General features: G+C 74.9%; 15 protein-coding genes and 2 pseudogenes. 8 read left to right on the forward strand and 9 right to left on the reverse strand.

Annotated elements, in window-relative coordinates:
- Window positions 1-22: 22 nt before the first annotated feature.
- Both H7H31_RS02570 and H7H31_RS02575 read right to left on the reverse strand, forming a co-directional pair.
- Window positions 23-592 (reverse strand): hypothetical protein, encoded by a 570-nt coding sequence (locus H7H31_RS02570; RefSeq protein WP_187062441.1) that lies wholly within the window; start codon window positions 590-592, stop codon window positions 23-25.
- Window positions 593-699: 107 nt separating this feature from the next.
- A complete protein-coding gene (locus H7H31_RS02575; RefSeq protein WP_187062442.1) occupies window positions 700-1,482 on the reverse strand; it encodes a glutamate racemase in 783 nt (260 codons plus the stop codon).
- A 290-nt stretch (window positions 1,483-1,772) separates the two neighbouring features.
- Here H7H31_RS02575 and H7H31_RS02580 point away from each other — a divergent pair, with 290 nt between their 5' ends.
- The gene (locus tag H7H31_RS02580) at window positions 1,773-3,017 is read left to right on the forward strand and encodes a glycosyltransferase (protein WP_187062443.1); all 1,245 of its coding nucleotides are present in this window, start codon (window positions 1,773-1,775) and stop codon (window positions 3,015-3,017) included.
- 51 nt (window positions 3,018-3,068) lie between these two features.
- Here H7H31_RS02580 and H7H31_RS02585 read toward each other — a convergent pair whose 3' ends face one another.
- Window positions 3,069-4,391, reverse strand: coding sequence for a TerD family protein (locus H7H31_RS02585; RefSeq protein WP_187118202.1), 1,323 nt, complete (start codon window positions 4,389-4,391; stop codon window positions 3,069-3,071).
- A gap of 219 nt (window positions 4,392-4,610) precedes the next feature.
- Between H7H31_RS02585 and H7H31_RS02590 the strand changes: the two genes are divergently transcribed.
- The 5 genes from H7H31_RS02590 (at window position 4,611) to H7H31_RS02610 (ending at window position 10,306) form a co-directional block, all read left to right on the forward strand.
- Entirely contained in the window at window positions 4,611-5,069 is a 459-nt protein-coding gene (locus H7H31_RS02590; protein WP_176165249.1) for a DUF6643 family protein, read from the forward strand.
- 235 nt (window positions 5,070-5,304) lie between these two features.
- On the forward strand, window positions 5,305-6,135 hold the full coding sequence (locus H7H31_RS02595; protein ID WP_187064429.1) for an MOSC domain-containing protein: 831 nt from the start codon (window positions 5,305-5,307) through the stop codon (window positions 6,133-6,135).
- A 213-nt stretch (window positions 6,136-6,348) separates the two neighbouring features.
- Window positions 6,349-7,158, forward strand: coding sequence for an MEDS domain-containing protein (locus tag H7H31_RS02600; protein ID WP_232109649.1), 810 nt, complete (start codon window positions 6,349-6,351; stop codon window positions 7,156-7,158).
- Window positions 7,152-7,577, forward strand: coding sequence for an ATP-binding protein (locus H7H31_RS02605; RefSeq protein WP_187064431.1), 426 nt, complete (start codon window positions 7,152-7,154; stop codon window positions 7,575-7,577). Before H7H31_RS02600 ends, H7H31_RS02605 begins: the two co-directional genes overlap by 7 nt.
- Window positions 7,578-7,873: 296 nt before the next feature.
- On the forward strand, window positions 7,874-10,306 hold the full coding sequence (locus tag H7H31_RS02610; protein WP_187064432.1) for a right-handed parallel beta-helix repeat-containing protein: 2,433 nt from the start codon (window positions 7,874-7,876) through the stop codon (window positions 10,304-10,306).
- 12 nt (window positions 10,307-10,318) lie between these two features.
- Here H7H31_RS02610 and H7H31_RS02615 read toward each other — a convergent pair whose 3' ends face one another.
- Complete coding sequence (locus tag H7H31_RS02615) at window positions 10,319-12,832, reverse strand: hypothetical protein (RefSeq protein WP_372455935.1); 2,514 nt, start codon at window positions 12,830-12,832, stop codon at window positions 10,319-10,321.
- Between the two features lie 286 nt (window positions 12,833-13,118).
- On the opposite strand from H7H31_RS02615, the gene H7H31_RS02620 reads away from it, so the two are divergent.
- The gene (locus H7H31_RS02620) at window positions 13,119-13,958 is read left to right on the forward strand and encodes a DeoR/GlpR family DNA-binding transcription regulator (protein WP_187064433.1); all 840 of its coding nucleotides are present in this window, start codon (window positions 13,119-13,121) and stop codon (window positions 13,956-13,958) included.
- 156 nt (window positions 13,959-14,114) lie between these two features.
- On the opposite strand, the gene H7H31_RS02625 is transcribed toward H7H31_RS02620, so the two are convergent.
- On the reverse strand, window positions 14,115-14,675 hold the full coding sequence (locus tag H7H31_RS02625; RefSeq protein WP_187064434.1) for an ATP-binding protein: 561 nt from the start codon (window positions 14,673-14,675) through the stop codon (window positions 14,115-14,117).
- A gap of 180 nt (window positions 14,676-14,855) precedes the next feature.
- Entirely contained in the window at window positions 14,856-15,182 is a 327-nt protein-coding gene (locus tag H7H31_RS02630; protein WP_187064435.1) for a hypothetical protein, read from the reverse strand.
- Window positions 15,183-15,361: 179 nt separating this feature from the next.
- Here H7H31_RS02630 and cds1 point away from each other — a divergent pair, with 179 nt between their 5' ends.
- Entirely contained in the window at window positions 15,362-16,465 is a 1,104-nt protein-coding gene (gene cds1 / locus H7H31_RS02635) for an L-cysteine desulfhydrase Cds1 (protein ID WP_187064436.1), read from the forward strand.
- A 76-nt stretch (window positions 16,466-16,541) separates the two neighbouring features.
- Here cds1 and H7H31_RS02640 read toward each other — a convergent pair.
- The 3 genes and pseudogenes from H7H31_RS02640 to H7H31_RS02650 form a co-directional block, all read right to left on the reverse strand.
- A pseudogene (locus H7H31_RS02640) lies at window positions 16,542-17,313 on the reverse strand (ABC transporter permease); the annotation flags it as partial.
- An 8-nt stretch (window positions 17,314-17,321) separates the two neighbouring features.
- Window positions 17,322-17,705 (reverse strand): annotated as a pseudogene (locus H7H31_RS33615) (ATP-binding cassette domain-containing protein); the annotation flags it as partial.
- Complete coding sequence (locus tag H7H31_RS02650) at window positions 17,702-17,995, reverse strand: SHOCT domain-containing protein (protein ID WP_187064438.1); 294 nt, start codon at window positions 17,993-17,995, stop codon at window positions 17,702-17,704. The gene H7H31_RS02650 and the pseudogene H7H31_RS33615, both read right to left, overlap by 4 nt.
- Window positions 17,996-18,185 lie beyond the last annotated feature (190 nt).

Consider the following 18,185-nt stretch of genomic DNA (forward strand, 5'->3'; position numbering starts at 1 on the left):
CGGCCGGGGCGGCGGGGGCTGACTAGGCGGGCGAGGGGCGGCCGGGGTGGCCGGTGCGCGACCGGAGGCGGTCACGGATGACGCGTACGGCGGCTTCCGCGTCGTCGACGGTCACCGTGAAGACGCGGCCGTCGCCGAGCCTGAGCACCAGCCCCTCGCCGCGCCTGACCACCACGGCGGTGCCCTGCTCGGGCCGCCAGCGGTAGCCCCAGCCGCCCCACTGGCACGGGGTGACCCGGGGCGCGAACTCGGCCCCGATCACCTGCTCCAGCGGGATGCGGCAGCGCGGCAGCCCGATGTGCCCGCAGCGCACCTCCAGGGCCTCGGCGTCGACGCGGACGGCGACGTGGACGAAGGCGAGGGTGCCGAAGAGCATGAGCAGCCCGGCGGCGACGCAGCCGATCACGGACATGAGCAGCGGGACCGGGCCGGGGGTCCACGCGGAGTCGACGGCCAGTTGGATGCCGAGGGCCATGCAGGCCGCGCCGACGGCGGCCAGCGCCCACTGGAGCCGGTTGGTCGCCCGCCCGGTCCATACCTCGGCGTGCTGCCCGGCTGCCCGCGGCGGCTCGTCCTTGGAGTGGTGCCTCATGCTGCGCAGCCTACGCTCGGCGCCGCGCGCGGGCAGTGCGACCGGGCCCCCGACGCCGCCCGTGCCGCCGGCGCGCTACCGGGCCCGGCGGCGCTCCCCGGCCCAGGTCAGACGGCTCCCACGCGGACGAGCTGGCCGCCCTCGGGATAGGCCAGCGCCTCGGCCGGCAGCGCCGACTCGCGCCCGCTGGACAGCACCGTCAGGGCCCCGGTGGGGGCCGCGTCCGGGGCGGGCTGCGCGCCGATCCGGCGCAGCGCCTGCGCGGCCACCGCGGCGGCGGAGCCGAAGAGCGTCACCGGCTCGGCGGCCTTGGCCTGGACGGCGGCCCGGATGCGGTCGGCGAGCAGCTCGTAGTGGGTGCAGCCGAGCACGACGGCGCGTACGCCCGGTGGAGTGAGTCCGGCCGCCGCGCCGACGGCGGCGTCGATGCCCAGCTCGTCGGCGTACTGCACGGCGTCGGCGAGGCCGGGGCAGGGCACCTCGACGACGCTGACCCGGGCGGCGAACTCTCGGATCAGCCGGGTCTGGTACGGGCTGCCGGTGGTCGCCGGCGTCGCCCAGATGGCCACCGGGCCGCCGCCGACGGCGGCCGGCTTGATGGCCGGCACCGTGCCGATCACCGGGAGCGCGGGCTCCAGCTCGGCGCGGAGGGCGGGCAGCGCGTGCACGGAGGCGGTGTTGCAGGCGACGATCAGCGCGTCGGGGCGGTGCGCGGCGGCGGCCCTGGCGCAGGCCAACGCGTGCGCGGTGATGTCGTCGGGGGTGCGCGGGCCCCAGGGCATGCCGTCGGGGTCGCTGGACAGGACGAGATCGGCGTCCGGGCGCAGCCGGTGCACGGCGGCGGCCGCCGCCAGCAGGCCGAGGCCGGAGTCCATGAGCGCGATCTTCACTGCCGTACCGCCTCGCCTACCGGTCCGTCGCTGGGTGGGCCCGGCCGCTGTCGCGGGCGGCGGCGCGTGGCCCCGTGCGGCACGCCACCTGAGCGCGGCACTCGGTCACTTTAGTCGATGGGCCACCCCGCCCCGCCGGCGGATGCGGGCCGGGCCACGGGGCGAGCGCCGGCCGGACACGTCGGACACGTCGGGACACCGGCCCGCGCGAGCCCGCGCTGGCGCGCCCGCCGCACCGGATCGCGGGCACTGCCCCCGCGCACGGCGTTCACTGGGGCAGACTGCGAGGGGTGAGCGCGCTTACCTGGATCGCCCTGGCCTCGCTGGCCGCCTGGGCGTGGCTGCTGCTGGGGCAGGGTCTCTTCTGGCGTACGGACATCAGGCTGCCACCGCGCGGCGCGCCGGCGGACGGGGCGTGGCCCACCGTCGCCATCGTCGTCCCCGCGCGGGACGAGGCGCAGGTACTGCCGATGAGTCTGCCGTCCCTACTGGAACAGGACTATCCGGGTCGGGCCGTGGTCTTCCTGATCGACGACGGCAGCACCGACGGCACCGCGAAGACCGCGCGCGTGCTGGCCACCGACTGCGAGCGGGGGCTGCCGCTGGTGGTGGCCTCGCCCGGGGCGCTGGAACCGGGCTGGACCGGCAAGCTGTGGGCGGTGCGGCACGGCATCACCCTGGCCAGGGCCCAGCTCGCGCCGGAGTACCTGCTGCTGACCGACGCGGACATCGCGCACGAGCCGGACAGCCTGCGGGAGTTGGTGTGCGCCGCTCGCTCGCGCGACCTCGACCTGGTCTCGCAGATGGCACGGCTGCGGGTGGAGACGGTCTGGGAGCGGCTGATCGTGCCGGCCTTCGTGTACTTCTTCGCCCAGCTCTACCCGTTCCGCTGGGTCAACCGCCCCGGGGCGCGGACCGCCGCGGCGGCCGGTGGCTGCGTGCTGCTGCGCACCGACGCCGCCGAGCGGGCGCGCGTTCCGGAGAGCATTCGCCAGTCGGTGATCGACGACGTGGCCCTGGCGCGCGTGGTCAAGCGCGCCGGCGGGGGTCCGGTGGCGACGGCGCGCGGTGCGGGTGCGCCGGACGCACCGGGCGGGCGCGCGGCCAGGGGGCGGATCTGGCTGGGCCTCGCGGAGCGGGTGGACAGCGTGCGGCCCTATCCGCACCCGCGCGAGCTGTGGCGGATGGTCTCGCGCAGCGCGTACGCCCAACTGCGGCACAGTCCGGCGCTGCTGGCGCTGACCGTGGTCGGGCTCGCCGTGGTCTACCTCGCTCCCCCGGTGGCCGTGGGCGTGGGGGCCTGGCGGGGCGAGCGGGTGGCGTGGCTGGTCGGGGGGCTGGCCTGGGCGGTGATGGCCGGCACGTTCCTGCCCATGCTGCGCTACTACCGGCAGTCGCTGTGGTGGGCGCCGCTGCTGCCGCTCATGGCGGCGCTGTACCTGCTGATGACGGTGGACTCGGCGATCCAGCACTACCGGGGCCGGGGCGCGGCCTGGAAGGGGCGCACGTACGCCCGTCCCGAGGCCGCGCCGTGAGCGCGGTGAGGCGCGGCGAGCGCCGCCCCGCGCACCCGTCCGGGCCTGGTGTCACTTGCGGCCCGGCGTCCAGTTCATGCCCCAGCCGTACGCGCGGTCCAGGGTGCGCTGCGGGCTGACGCCCCGGTCGGGCACCAGGTAGCGGGCCTCGCGCTGGACGACGAGGTCGCCGTTGTCGTTGGTGATCAGCGCGAGCGCGCAGACGTTGGAGGGCACGGTGCACTCGTCGAGCGAGAAGTCCACCGGCGCGCCGTGCTGCGGGCTGAGGGTGACGGTGGCGTTGAGGTTGGCGAAGCTGCGGGCGCCCTCGTAGATCGTGACGAAGACCAGGATGCGGCGGAAGAGGTCCTTGGCGTCGAGGTTGATCGTGAGGTTCTCGCCCTCGCTGCGGGCGCCGGTGCGGTCGTCCGCGTCCAGGTGGATGAAGGGCGGCTGGTGCAGGGCGCCGAAGGAGTTGCCCAGCGCCTGCACGACGCCCTTGCTGCCGTCGGCCAGCTCGAAGAAGGCGCCGAGGTCCAGGTCGAGGTCGGAGTGCAGGGCCATCGCCTTGCCCAGCTTCTGGCCCCAGCTCTTGAACTGCTTGTGCTCCTGCCAGTTGAGGTTGACCCGCATCGCGCCCGAGGTGCCGCCCTGCTTGGTGAGCGAGACGGTGGGCGCCTCCTTGGTCAGCGTGACCTTGGTGAGCCGTACGGGCCCGCCGGCGGGGGCCGGGGCCGCGGGCGCGACGGGCGGCGCGGGCGCGGCCGGGGCGACGGGCGGGGGCGGCAGCGGGGCGGCGGGCGCGGTGGGCGGCGGGGGCGGGGCGGTCACGGGGGCCGCGGCGGGGGCGGCTGCCGCGGTGTCGGCGGGGCCGGGCCGCGGCTCGTCGACGCTGATGCCGTAGTCGGTGGCCAGGCCGCCGAGGCCGGTGTCGTACCCCTGGCCGACGGCGCGGAACTTCCAGGCGCCCTGGCGTCGGTAGAGCTCGCCGAGGACGAACGCGGTCTCCACGGAGGCGTCGTCGCTGTCGAACCGGGCCAGTTCGGCCCCGCCGGCAGCGTCCAGCACTCTGATGTGCAGCCCCGGCACCTGCCCGAAGGTTCCGCCGTCGGCGGAGGCGGCCAGCACGATGGTCTCGATGGCCGGCTCGACCTGGGTCAGGTTCACCGACAGGCTGTCGGTGACCTCGGCGCCGGTGCGCTTGCCCTCGTGGCGCACGGCGCCGGAGCTGTGCTCGGCCTGGTTGTAGAAGACGAAGTCCGCGTCGGAGCGGACCTTTCCGCCGGCCAGCAGCAGGGCCGACGCGTCCACGTCAGGAACTCCCGCCCCGCCGCGCCAGCTCAGTTCGATCCGTACCGCCGAGGCCGGCACGGGCACGTTCATGCCCTTGCGCATCGTCATGTTCCCCCACTTTCCTTTCACTCACCGGACGCCAAGACACAGGACAACTGCCGGCAACCCGTCCAGAACGCGCTCTTTACAGGATCTCAACGTACCCCGGCGACCGATTTTCCCGAATTCACGCGGATTGGGAACCACGGCCGGCCGGAACACGCGTAACAAGCTTCTTATCCGACTCCCCAACCGGCACATGGTGGGCTTAACTTAAGGGCTATGACCCTCCCCCGCAGCGGCTACGGCGGCGGCTACTATCCCGCGCCGAACTTCCCTGACACCCCGATCTACGACAGCCTTGTCGCCGAGCGGGGCACACCGCAGATCGCCCCCATCCGCGTCCCGTCGCCCTACGACGCGGGCGGCCACTTCCCGCCGGCCCTGCCGTCGGCGCTCCCCGCGCTCCCGGCCGGCCCCTCCCAGCACACCCCGCCGCCCTACGGCCAGCAGGGTCCGCCGCAGCCCGCCCTCCAGCAGGCGCCCGCACCCTACATCCCGCCGCAGGCGGGCGGCCCGCGCGGCTACCCGGGCCCGCAGCAGGCCCAGCAGCCGCGCCCGGCGGCTCCGAACGGGTACGAGGCCATGCGCCCGATCGCGGCCCGGCCCGCGGCCCCGCGCCCCAACCCGGCGCCCTACCCCGAGCAGTACGGCCGCCAGCACCCCGGCCAGGGTTACTGAGCCGGCCCGCCACCCCGCGCGGGCCCGCGCCACACCCGTCCGATCGCACCGCCGCTACGGTCGGCATCGCCCGCGGTCACGCCGCGGGCGATGCGGGGAACCGAGGGAAGTACCGCCGGCCCCAACGCCGCCGAGCCGCCGGCCGCCACGCACCACGTGTCGTACGCCACGTGTGCGGGCCACCCACCGACCCACCGGCTGCCGGGCGCGCGGGGCCGGCTGGCAAGATGGGGCCATGTCCGAAGCTCAGCTCAGCGCGGTCCACGTCTACCCCGTCAAGTCCGTCGGCGGGTGCGCACTCGGCGAAGCCGCCGTCGAGCCGTGGGGGTTGGCCGGTGACCGGCGCTGGCTGCTCGTCAAGCCCGACGGCACCTTTCTGACGCAGCGACACCTGCCGCGCATGGCGCTGGGCACCGCCGAGCCGCTGCCGGACGGCGGCATCGCCCTCAGCGCGGCCGGCCTGGAGCCCCTGACGGTGCCGGTGCCCGATCCGCGCGCGCACCGCGTCTCCACCGTGCGCGTCTTCCAGGACCCGGTCGAGCTGGTGTGGACCGAGGGTGCGGGCAGCGCGTGGTTCAGCGAACTCCTCGGCCGCGAGGTCTTCCTCGCCCACCTCGACGACCCCGCGCGGCGGCGCCCGATCAACCCGCGGTACGCGCGCCCCGGCGAGACGGTCTCCCTCGCCGACAGCATGCCCTTCCTGGTCACCACGACCGCCTCGCTGGCAGACCTCAACTCCCTGATCGCGCGGGGGGATCTCGCGCACGAGGGCCCGCTGCCGATGAACCGCTTCCGCCCCAACCTCGTCGTGGACGGCGTCGAGCCCTGGGCCGAGGACGGCTGGCGCAAGCTGTTGATCGGCGACGTCGCCTTCCGCGTGGCCAAGCCCAGCTCCCGCTGCGTGATCACCACCACCGACCAGCGGACGGCCGAGCGCGGCAGGGAGCCGCTGCGCACGCTGGCCCGACACCACCGGATCGACAACAAGGTGGTCTTCGGACAGAACCTCATCCCCGAACACACCGGGACCGTACGGGTAGGCGACCCAGTCAAGATCCTTGAGTAGTGACCAGTTTCGGGCAATTCAGATCAGAACAAGGGCGCATCGTCCTGTACGCCGTAGTGTCAGCTCTCGCTGAGAGCGCCCCCGCGGGCGCCGCGACGCCATCAGCAGCGCTGCCGACGCCGACAGGGGGCCGAGAGACAGATGCCTGCCTCGGAGGTGGAGGGCAGCCGCCTGATGCCCGTGCACCACATGCGACCTGGAGACCATGCCTTCGTGAGTTACGGAGACGGCGAGTCCCGTTCGCAGATCATGGCGACCTACGCCTGGCTCGGCGTCGCGCGCGGCGAGAAGGTGACGATCTACGCCGACCCCCGCCTCGACGAGCGGGAGATGCGGCACACGGTGCACGCCCGTGGCCCGTCCATGGCTCCCGCGCTCGGCCGGGGCCAGGTGGAGTTCAGCACGATGCGGGCGCTGCTCAGCCCTGACCGCGAGTTCACCGTCCGGCGCCAGCAGTCGCGGCTGGCCGAGGAGACCGAGCGCGCCCTGCACCAGGGGTACACCGGCTTCCGCGCCTTCATCGACATGGCCTGGGTGGCCGACCTGAACGCCGACGTCGCGGTGGTCATCCACCGCGAGACCCACGCCGACCACCTGTTCGCCGACGGCCACTACAGCGAGATCTGCGCCTACGACCAGCGCTGGTTCGCCCGGGACGTGCTCGACCAGATGGCCGAGGCCCACCCCTGCCGGCTGCTCGACCGGCTCGGGCTGCTCAGCATCACCGCGGCCGAGGACACGCTGCTCGTGGTCGGCGAGGCCGACGTCAGCGGGCGGGCGCGCTTCACCGGCGGCGTGCGGGCCGCGCTCGCGCGCACCGACCGGTCGGCCCTGCTGACGATCGACCTGTCGCGGCTGCACTTCCTCTCGCTGGGGTGCGCGACCGACCTGTTGGCGCTCGCTGCCGTGGGCGGCCCGCGGCTGTCGGTCGCCTGCTCCCCGCTCGTGGCGCGCACGCTGCGCCGACTCGGCTCCGATGCCCTCCCCCAGCTCGCGTTGATCGAGGTGAGCCGTCAGTGCTAGCCGATTTCCGCCGCCCCTCCCACGGCGAGGCGGACGGACGCTTGCTGGACCGTCACTTCACCGCGCGCGACCTGCCGTTGCTGCGGGTCCTGGTGGAGGAGCGCGCGGCGTGGGCCGGGCTGCCCGAGGCCCGGCGCGGGGACTTCGTACTGGCCGTGGACGAGATCGCCACCAACGCGATCGAGCACGCGGGCGGCCGGGGCCACCTGGTACTGCGCCGCGTCGGCGGCGAACTGGAGTGCACCATCAGCGACAACGGCCCCGGCTTCAGCGAGGAGGTCATCCCGGACGTGCTCCCGGGGCTCGACGGGGCGCACACCGGGCGCGGCCTGTGGCTGACCCGACTCGTCTCCGACCGGCTCGCGGTCAGGGCGGGGAGCTTCGGCGCCGTCGTCACTCTGGCGATGCGCGTGCGCTAGCCCCGGCGCCGCCCGCGCGGAAGCAGGCGCGCGGGCGCGAAGCCGGCGCGCGGGGCGCGGCGAAACCACCCGAGCCGACGGTCGCGGACGGCGGCGATGACGGCGCACGGCGGCGCACCGAGGGCGCGCTGAAGCAGGGCGCCGCCGAGGGCGAGCCGGCCCGGATCGGGGCATGCCGGGCACCGGATGCGCACTGGTCAACTCCCCCACACGGCGCACGCTACGGTGGTCCTTCCGGTACACCACACGGCCGTACGCCGGTCGACGCACGCACGAGGTGGGGGCACGACAACACCATGGCTCAGGGCTCGGTCCAGGTGACGCACAGCGGCACGTCGCGGTGGCGGCGGCGCACGGGAGAGTACGCCTCGCTCACGGCGGCCCTGGAGGCGGCGGGGGACGGCGACCTGCTCACCGTGGCCCCGGGCACGTACCGGGAGAACGTGGTGCTGACGCGGGCCGTCACGCTCCGCGGCCCGGAGGGGGCGCGGGGCGCGGTGCGGATCGCCCCGACCGAGGGCGTCGCGCTCACCGTGCGCGCCTCGGCGGTCGTGCGGGACGTGCACATCGAGGGTCAGGACTCCGCGGCCCCGGCCCTGCTGGTCGAGGACGGCTCGCCGGACCTGGCGGACGTGCGGGTCGCCACGCGCTCGGCGGTCGGCATCGAGGTGCGCGGCACGGCCCGGCCCACGGTGCGCCGCTGCACGGTGGACAACCCGGCGGGCATCGGGCTGAGCGTGTTGGACGGCGCGGCCGGGATCTTCGAGGAGTGCGAGGTGGTCGCGGCCGGCCAGTCGGGCGTCTCGGTGCGCGGCGGCGCCCACCCGCGCCTGGAGCGCTGCCGGGTGCACCACGCCAGCGGCGCCGGGCTCTCCGTCACCGGCGAGGGCAGCACGCTGGAGGCCGTGGGCTGCGAGGTGTACGAGATCAAGGGCTCGGGCGTGCAGGTCTCCGCCCGCGCCGCCGCGCTGCTGACGGACTGCCAGATCCACCGCACCACGGCCGACGGGGTCAACCTCGACACGGACGCGGTGCTCACACTGGCCGACTGCGACCTGCACGACGTGCCGGAGAACGCGATCGACCTGCGCTCGCGCTCGGTGCTCACGCTGACCCGCTCCACGGTGCGGCGGTTCGGGCGCAACGGGCTCTCGGTATGGGACCCGGGCACCCGGGTGGACGCCAACCAGTGCGAGATCCACGACAGTACGGGCGACTACCCCGCGGTGTGGGTGAGCGACGGAGCCGCCGCGGTGCTGGACGGGTGCCGGGTGCACGACGTGCCGGACGCGCTGTTCGTCCTCGACCGCGGCTCCCGCGTCGACGTGGTGGACAGCGACCTGTCGCAGGTGCGCAACACCGCCGTGTCGGTCAGCGACGGCGCCAGCGCGCAGCTCGACGACTGCCGGATACGCGAGGCGGCGACCGGTGCCTGGTTCCGCGACCACGGCAGCGGCGGCACCCTGGCCGGCTGCACCATCGACTCCGTCTCGACCGGGGTGATCGTCACCAAGGGCGCCGACCCGACGATCGAGCGCTGCACCGTCACCTCGCCGTCCGAGGCCGGGTTCTACGTCTCGGCCGAGGGCCGGGGCTCCTTCCACAACTGCCGGGTGACCGGCAGCGGCGGCTACGGTTTCCACGTCATCGACGGCTGCCGCGCCACGCTGACCCGCTGCCGCACGGAGCGCTGCGCGCGCGGCGGGTACGAGTTCGCCGAGCCCGGGCCCACCAGCGAGGACTGCACCAGCGACGAGAGCGCCACGCACGCCCCACCGCCGCCCACCCCCGGTGGCGGCGTCGGCCCGACCGGCGCGTTCGGGCAGCCCGCCGTGCAGACGGTCGGGCTCCTCGGCGGCGTGCCGAGCCAGTCCGTCGCGGCCCCGCGGGCGGCTTCCGTACCGGAGCCCGAGCCGGTCAGGGCGTCCGACGATGTGCTGGGCGAGCTCGACACGCTGGTCGGCCTGGAGAGCGTCAAGCGCGAGGTGCGGGCGCTGATCGACATGATCGAGGTGGGGCGGAGGCGCCAGCAGGCGGGGCTCAAGGCCGCGTCCGTGCGCCGACACCTGGTCTTCACCGGCTCCCCCGGCACGGGCAAGACCACCGTGGCCCGGCTCTACGGTGAGATCCTGGCCTCGCTCGGGGTGCTGGAGCGCGGGCACCTGGTCGAGGTCTCCCGCGTCGACCTGGTCGGCGAGCACATCGGCTCCACCGCGATCCGTACCCAGGAGGCGTTCGAGCGGGCTCGCGGCGGGGTGCTGTTCATCGACGAGGCGTACGCCCTCTCGCCCGAGGACTCCGGGCGCGACTTCGGGCGCGAGGCCATCGACACGCTGGTGAAGCTGATGGAGGACCACCGGGACTCGGTGGTGGTCATCGTCGCCGGGTACACCGTGGAGATGGCCCGCTTCCTGTCCGTCAACCCGGGCGTGGCCTCGCGGTTCTCACGCACCATCAGGTTCGGCGACTACGGGCCCGACGAGTTGTTGCGGATCGTGGAGCAGCAGTCGGAGGAGCACGAGTACCGGCTGGCCGAGGGCACGGCCGAGTCGCTGCTCAAGTACTTCACGGCCTTCCCCAAGGACGCGGCGTTCGGCAACGGGCGCACCGCGCGGCAGACGTTCGAGGCGATGGTCGAGCGGCACGCGGGCCGGGTGGCGCAGCACCCGGACCCGAGCACCGACGAACTCACGCTGCTGTACCCGGAGGACCTGCCGGAGCTGCCCTAGCCTCCGGGCGGGTCACGGCGCGTGTGCCGCGCCGCGACCCGCCGTCGGGTCGCCGGTCGCCGCGCCCGACGCCGCGTGACCGGCCGCCCTCGCCCTCGGGCGGGGCACCCCTTCGCCGGCGAGCCGGGCCAGCAGGCCGGCGCGCTCCTGGGCGAACGCCGGGTCGGCCTGGTAGTCGGAGTGGCCGAGGATCGGCGCGGGCAGCGGGTGTTCGGCGGTGCGACCGTAGGCCAGCGGGTCCTTGAGCGCGCCCCGGTCGATGGGTGGTCGGCCGTCCCCGGGGCGGGCGTCGGGGAGGCCGGGGGGTTCGATGGGCCCGCCGATCGGGTCGGTGTACCGCCACAGGTTGCGCCAGTAGTGCAGTTCCCGGTGGAGGGCCGACAACTGCGCGGGCCCGAAGAACGCGGGGAACCAGCGCCCGTACAGCCGCTCCAGCGGCGAGCCGTAGGTGAGCAGGGCGACGCGGCCCCGGGTGCGCCGGTCGAGTTGCCACACCGCCGCGGCGGCCAGCACGCTGCCCTGCGAGTGGCCGGAGATCACCAGGCGGCCACCGGTCTTCGCGGTCCAGGTCTGCATGCGCCAGGTGAGGTCGGGGACGGCGCGCTCGGCGTAGCAGGGCGGCGCGAACGGGTGCGCGGCGCGCGGCCAGAAGGTGCCGACGTCCCACAGGATGCCCACCGTGCGGCGGGCCCCCTGGTCCCGGTAGGCGCGTCGGCCGGAGGCGAGGAGGACGGCGAAGGCGACGCCCACCAGCCAGGAGCCCATCGCCTGGGCGGCCTGCGCGGCGGCGTCGATGATCGCGGGCGCGCCGTCGGCGGCCCGTCCCGGCACCTCGCCGGTGCCCCAGGCCCCGGCCACCGCGAGGCAGCCGAGGAGCAGCGTCAGCGCCGCGACGGGGCCGATGATCCAGGGCACGGAGTCGGTGAGGCCGGCGCGGGCGATGGTGCCCGCGATCTTCTTGGTGCGTACGGTGTCGGGGCGCTCGTCCGGGTAGCCGTCGGGCACGGTGCGCTCCAGGTTCCTGCGCACCCGGTTGACGCGCCATGCGAAGGCCAGGAGCAGCAGCACCAGGATGACCAGCAGCGGCGGGATCACGGCGGCCTGCCAGGACAGCAGGATCGGCGGCCCGGTGATCGGGCCGTCGCCCATTCCGGGGGTGGCGCCGCCGTCGAGCCAGTCCGCGAAGCGCTGGGCCACGCCGCCGGTGAGCACGCCGGCGATGGCACAGGCGAGGACCGCGACGGCGGGGCCGGCGAGCCCGGCGAGCGGCGTGCGCACCCGCGAGGGCGGAACCGGCTCGTGTCCGTGCCGTGGGTCGAGCCCGCCGGTGTGGCCGTCGCGGGCGGCCGAGCGGTAGAGCGCCGCGGCGACCACGGCCAGCGCCAGGATGAGGGCGATCTGGGTGAGGGCGATGACGCCGAACGCCGGGTCGCCCGGCAGCCGTCCGCTCGACGTCCAGCCCGGGCGCGACCAGCCCGCGTGCAGCACGGACAGCGCCAGCAGGACGAGCGAGGTTGCGGGCACCACCTTGTCGGTGACGCGGTCCAGCGTGCGGTCGAGGGTGGTTTCGCTGCGGCCCCTGCGGCACACCGCGTACAGCACGGCGAGGCCGCTCGCCTGGATGGCCACGAGCAGCGCCCAGCCGGTGGCGTCGAGTACCGCGGAGCCGCCGGGCGCGCGGTCGTAGCGGGTGGCGGCGGCCGTCAGGACGGCGGCGACGGTGAGGAAGCCGGTGGCCGTGTGGACGGCCCGCAGTCGGGCCACGAGCCGGCGGCCGTACCAGAAGCCGGGCAGGTGCAGGGCGGGTCGGTGGGCGGCCGACGGGTCGTCCTCGTTGAGCGGGCGCTCGATGGGCGGGGCGGACTCGTACGCGCTCCAGGTGCGGGTGGACAGCAGCCACAGCAGCGCGATGACGGCCAGCGGGGCGACGGCGGCCAGGGCGATCCGGCGGCCGGGCTGGCTCCACCAGCCGCCGCCGGTCGGTGACGCGAAGCCCAGCCAGGACCGCCCGTCGGCGCAGGCGGCCGAGCCGGCGCACTGCCAGGCCGTCAGGTCGAGCGCCACCTCGCAGACGGCGGCGACGAACAGGACCGTCAGGGTGAGCGCGATGAGCCGCACCAGCACGCCGTACAGCCGCACGGTGCGCTCGCGGCGGTCGGCGGCGGGGCGGGACCAGTGCGCGAGGTTGATGACCATGAACGGGAGCAGCAGCAGCCACAGCGCGCGGCTGCCGTCGCCGGAGGTGAGGCCGGACCAGCAGTACGCCTCGGGCACCGGGCGGTCACGGTAGTCGGCGGGGCGCGCTTCCGCGTCGGCGTCCTCGGTACGGCGGTAGACGCCCGCGGTCTCGTCGCCGGTGACGCGGTGCACGCGCGGGTCGTCGTCGAGCATCGTCGACGGGGTGGCGCCGCCGACGCCGTGCACCAGCAGTTCGAGCGCGAGCGCGTCGGAGGCGGGCGCCGCGTCCGGGCCGAGGATGGCGTCGGGCGCGGCCGGGGCGGCGGGCGGTACGGCGTGGGCCGCGATGGGTGGTGGCGCCGCGGTGCCGGCCCCGGCCACCGCCTGCGCACGCGTTGGGTTGGTCTCGTCGTCGGGTCGCTTCGTCGGCGCCACCGTGTCCCCCGATCCGGTGTGGGTGCGGGAATGCCGCGCTCGATGGGACGCCGCGGCGGACGGCGGCGGTTGCGGTACGGCGCCGCTGATCGGGCCCGCGGGTGGTCCCGCTGTCGCGATTGTGCCCGCTCCGGCGGTCGCCTACCCGCGTGCGAAGATGTGCGCGGACATCGGCGGCTGGGCGGAAGGGACGGGCGGGGTGAGCGAGAATCAGAACCTCCTCGCGGAGCAGCGACGCGCCCTGATTCTCGATGAGGTCAGGCGGCACGGTGGGGCGCGAGTCAACGAACTGACGCGCAAGCTCAAGGTGTCGGACATGACGGTGCGCCGTGACCTGGACGCGCTGGCCCGGCTCGGGGTGGTGGAGAAGGTGCACGGCGGTGCCGTGCCGATCGCCGAGGCGAGCACGCACGAGCCGGGGTTCGAGGCGAAGTCCGGGATGGAGCTGAGCGCCAAGGAGGACATCGCGCGCGCGGCGGCTCCGCTCGCGGTGCCGGGCTCGGCCATCGCGCTCTCGGGCGGTACGACGACCTACGCGCTGGCGCAGCACCTGGTGGACGTGCCGGGGTTGACGGTGGTGACCAACTCCATGCGGATCGCGGACGTGTTCCACAGCGCGCGGCGGGCGGCCGACGCCGCCTCGGAGGGTGCGGGTGGCCGGGAGCGGTCCTTCGGCGCGGCGACCGTGGTGCTCACGGGCGGGGTGCGCACGCCCTCGGACGCGCTGGTGGGTCCGGTGGCGGACGCGGCGATCCGCTCGCTCCACTTCGACGTGCTCTTCCTCGGGGTGCACGGCGTGTCGGCCGAGGCCGGCCTGTCGACGCCGAACCTGGCCGAGGCCGAGACCAACCGGCACTTCCTGCGGTCCGCGCGCCGGGTGGTCGTGGTGGCGGACCACACCAAGTGGGGCAAGGTGGGCCTGAGTTCGTTCGCCACGCTGAGCGAGGTGGACGTGCTCGTCACCGACGCGGGGCTGCCGCGCGCGGCGCGCGAGGAGATGGCGGAGCACCTGCGCGAGCTGGTGCTGGCCGGCGCGTAGGCGCCCCACCGCCGGTGCCCCGCCGGCGCGCGCCCCGCCGGTGCGCGCCCCCGGCGGGCGCGGCGCGCACGGCCCGGGCCACCGGCGGGGGCGTACGGGCCGTGGCCCGGCCAGGGGATGCGCTGTCGCGGTCGAGGGGCCTGGCCGGGTGTTGGCTCAGCGGCTGGCGGCCTCGGCGGGGTGACGCTCCAGCGGCGGTCTGGGGTAGGCACCCAGTGCCGCCGCCGCGGTCGGCCGATCGCTCGCCGGGCCGGCGCTGGGCGGGCCCAGCGGCAGGGCGGCCTGGCGGGCCGGGCGCCGCGTCGGCCGCGGGGTGGTCTGCGCGGCGGGCAGCGTGAACCACACGGTCTTGCCGCCGCCGTCGGCCGTCCCGCGCACACCCCAGCTCTGGCTGAGCGCGGCGATCAGGGCGAGACCCCGTCCGTGCGTGCCCAGCGGATCGAGGGTGGGCGCCGCCAGCTCGCGCGCGTCGCGGTCGCGGACGGAGACGGTGAGCCGGTCGAGGGCCCACTCCAGGTCCACGGTGCAGCGCTTGTCGGGTTCGGCGTGCAGATGGACGTTGGTCAACAGCTCGGAGACGCCGAGGACCGCCGACTCGATGAGCTGTTCCAAGTGCCAGTGGCGCAACTGCGCCGATACGATCCTGCGGACCTGGCCGATCCGCTCCGGGAGAGCCTGGAGCTCCACGGTGCAATGCCTGCTCGGGCTGCTGATCACGGCCGCAACTCCCTGGAAAAGTAGGGCTAGCCTGCATCAGGTGCGAGCGGGAGTGGGGCGCGCGGGACTACCCGCCGCGCCCGACCAGCGCGCTGGTTCGCAGCGTAACCACTGGTGAACTCTCGGTGACACCGATGCGCGTCCAGCGTCCCGCCATCGGCGCGACCGCGCAACTCGCGATCAGCTCGTACGGGGCTCGCCCTGCGCCGAGCGGATCACGTCCAGGAAGCGCCGAGCGGCGGCCGGGCCGTCCGTCGCCCCCGACTCGCGCTGACCGAGCGTCAGCACGTAACGGGTGCCGTTGACGATGGCGCGCGCCTGGTCGCGGGCGGCGAACCAGGGTTTGCCCGCCTGCACCGAGCGCAGCGGGGCGCTGTCGATCTCGCTGCCGTAGCTGGTCAGCAGCTTCAGTCTGCCGTCTTTGATCAACACCTGTCCGGCGCGGGTCACCGAGCGCAGCGAGCGCTCGATCCGTACCCCGGTCGCGTTGAACTCGGTCTCCGCCACGATTCACGCCTCCCCATCGCCCGGGCGCCCGTGCCCGCCGGCCATCCGCTCATCGGACTCGCCGTCACCCTACGTCCAAGGGGCAGTTTGCCTGCCGTACGAGCCGGGCACCAGAGCCGCTTTATGATCGAAATCGGGTCAGGTCCACCACCGGTCCCGGGAACAGCACGAGGAGTGGCATGGACAGCACCGAGACGATCGACGTGGACCGCACCGACCCGCACTACCGCGCCTGGCTGGGCGAGGCCGTGCGGAAGGTCCAGGCCGATGCCAACCGTTCGGCCGACACCCATCTGCTGCGCTTCCCGCTGCCCGAGAGGTGGGGCATCGACCTCTACCTCAAGGACGAGTCCACGCACATCACGGGCAGCCTCAAGCACCGCCTGGCGCGCTCGCTGTTCCTGTACGGGCTGTGCAACGGCTGGATTCGCCCGGGCAAGCCGGTCATCGAGGCGTCCAGCGGTTCGACGGCCGTCTCCGAGGCGTACTTCGCCAGCCTGATCGGGGTGCCGTTCATCGCCGTGATGCCGCGGACGACCAGTCGCGAGAAGTGCCGCCTGATCGAGTTCCACGGCGGTCAGTGCCACTTCGTGGACGACCCGCGGACGATGTACGCGGAGTCCGCCGCGCTCGCCACGGCCACCGGCGGCCACTACATGGACCAGTTCACCTACGCCGAACGGGCCACCGACTGGCGGGGCAACAACAACATCGCCGAGTCGATCTACCAACAGCTCCGGCTGGAGCGCTACCCGGAGCCGAGCTGGATCGTGGCCACCGCGGGCACCGGCGGCACCTCGGCGACGATCGGCCGGTACGTGCGCTACATGCAGCACCGCACGCTGGTGTGCGTCGCCGACCCGGACAACTCGTGCTTCTTCGACGGCTGGGTCAGCGGCGACGCCGACGCGTGCGTCGAGCGCAGCTCGCGGATCGAGGGCATCGGCCGCCCGCGGATGGAGCCCAGCTTCGTACCCGGCGCGATCGACCGGATGATGAAGGTGCCGGACGCGGCGAGCGTGGCGGCCGTGCGCGCCCTGGAGGCCGCCATCGGCCGCAAGGCGGGCGGCTCCACCGGCACCGGGCTGTGGAGCGCGCTGCGGATCGTCGCGGAGATGGTCGCGGCCCAGCGCACCGGAAGCGTCGTCACCCTGCTGTGCGACCCGGGCGACCGCTACCTGGACAAGTACTACTCCGACGCCTGGCTCGCCGAGCAGGGCCTGGACATCGCGCCGTACGCCGCCACCCTCGACCGCTTCCTGGCGGAGGGCGTCTGGCGGTGACGGCGCACGCCTCTCGACGTGCGCCGTCACCGCCTGGTCGCGCCGGCTGGCCTGGGCCCGCGCTCGGGCCGGGGGGCTACTCGGTGGCGATGGCGCGCGGTACGTCGAGCCGGGCGGCCCGGCGGGCGGGGCGCAGGGCGGCCAGCGCGCCGGCGCGCACGCCGACCAGGGCCACGACGACCAGGTGCCCGGGCGGCAGGGCGAACGTGCCCTCGCCCGAGTTCACCGCGACCTCGACCGGGGCCCAGCCCAGGAAGCCGCCGAGGGCGAGCCCGCCGAGCGTGCCGAGGGCGGCGACCAGCAGTGATTCCCGGCGCACCAGCGCGCGCAAGCGGGCGCGGGGCTGGCCGACGGCGCGCGGCAGGCCGAGTTCGCGGGTGCGCTCGTGTACGGCCAGGGTGAGCGTGTTGGCAATGCCGAGCAGGGCGGACAGCACGGCGCGCGGGAGCAGCGCGTAGACCAGTGTGAGCATCATGTCGATGCCGCCGGCCGAGGCCGCCGCCCGCTCGTCGGGTCCGCACAGCGGGGTTGCCCCAGTCGACGGCGACCCGTCGCACGGCCCGCTTGTCGTCGGCGGTGGCCACGCCGTCCTCGAAGGTGACGGCGACCAGGATGTCGGCGTCCTGGGCGCGGTGCGGGGCCCACGCCTGGCGGGTGATGACGTAGTCGCCGGCCAGGCCCTTCTCCTCGTACACCGCGCGCACCGGGTACGCCTGCCGCGCGCCGTCGGCGAGGGCGAGTGGGATGGTGTCGCCCACCCGCCAGCCGTGCCGGTCGGCCTCGTGCGTGGAGACGGCCAGGCCGCTGGTGCCCAGGTCGGCGAGGTTGCCGCGAACGGTGCCGAGGTTCGGTACGGAGGCAGGCTGATGTTCTCGGCCACGGTCAGGGTGAGGAGCAGGTTGAACGCCTGGAAGACGGAGCCGACGCGCTGCCTGCGCAGCAGGGTCAGGCGGCGGTCGTCGAGCGCGCCCAGTTCGGTGTCCGCGAGGAACACGGCGCCCGAGGTGAGGGGGCAGGCCGGCGGCGCAGTGCGTCAGGGTGGACTTGCCGGAGCCGGACGGGCCCATGATCGCGGTGAACCGCCTGGCGGGGAAGCCGACGCTCACCCGTCCAAGGCCCGCACCTCGGTCTCGCCCGCCCCGTGGGCCTTGACGGCGTCGGACACGCGGGCGGCGTAGGCGGTGTCGTCGGTCGCGGCACGGTGTGCGGCGACCGACGCGGCGGTGGGGTGGGGGGTCACGCCGTACCACCCCGGTGGCCGAACTCCTCGCTCAGGACGGAGAGTCGGCGCCAGTACTCGTCCTCGTCGATCTCCCCGGCGGCGAACCTGCGGCCGAGGATGGTCAGCGGCGAGTGCGCCCCGGGGGCGGCCGGCGCCTCGGCCCGGGTCCACGGCCCGCGGCCACGCCGGACGGCGCGCCGCCACAGGGCGATGCCGCCCCCGATCACCAGGGCCCAGACGAGGGGGAACAGCAGAATCCAGGGGCCGGGTCCCCCGCCGTCGCCCCAGCCGTGCGCGAGCGTGTTCATGGTGAGCGGACTCCTCGGTGGGATGGGCTGTGCCTGTCACGATCGAGCCTGCTGCGCGGCGGCCCTCCCGTCGTCGTACGGCCAGCGGCACCTGGCGTACCCCACGCGGAGTACGCGCGCGGGGCGCGGCTACATCGCTCGGCGGCGCGGGGGCGACACGGGGATCCGGGCCGGTGGCGCCGTGGCCGGA

Origin of the sequence: Streptomyces buecherae (assembly GCF_014295035.1) — a bacterium.
Classification (GTDB): domain Bacteria; phylum Actinomycetota; class Actinomycetes; order Streptomycetales; family Streptomycetaceae; genus Streptomyces; species Streptomyces youssoufiensis.

Coding starts and splice junctions, on each gene's coding strand:
- H7H31_RS02585 (WP_187118202.1), bottom strand. CDS start 4,391: ATGCGCAAGGGCATGAACGTGCCCGTGCCGGCCTCGGCGGTACGGATC.
- H7H31_RS02610 (WP_187064432.1), top strand. CDS start 7,874: ATGGCTCAGGGCTCGGTCCAGGTGACGCACAGCGGCACGTCGCGGTGG.
- H7H31_RS02570 (WP_187062441.1), bottom strand. CDS start 592: ATGAGGCACCACTCCAAGGACGAGCCGCCGCGGGCAGCCGGGCAGCAC.
- cds1 (WP_187064436.1), top strand. CDS start 15,362: ATGGACAGCACCGAGACGATCGACGTGGACCGCACCGACCCGCACTAC.
- H7H31_RS02595 (WP_187064429.1), top strand. CDS start 5,305: ATGTCCGAAGCTCAGCTCAGCGCGGTCCACGTCTACCCCGTCAAGTCC.
- H7H31_RS02650 (WP_187064438.1), bottom strand. CDS start 17,995: ATGAACACGCTCGCGCACGGCTGGGGCGACGGCGGGGGACCCGGCCCC.
- H7H31_RS02590 (WP_176165249.1), top strand. CDS start 4,611: ATGACCCTCCCCCGCAGCGGCTACGGCGGCGGCTACTATCCCGCGCCG.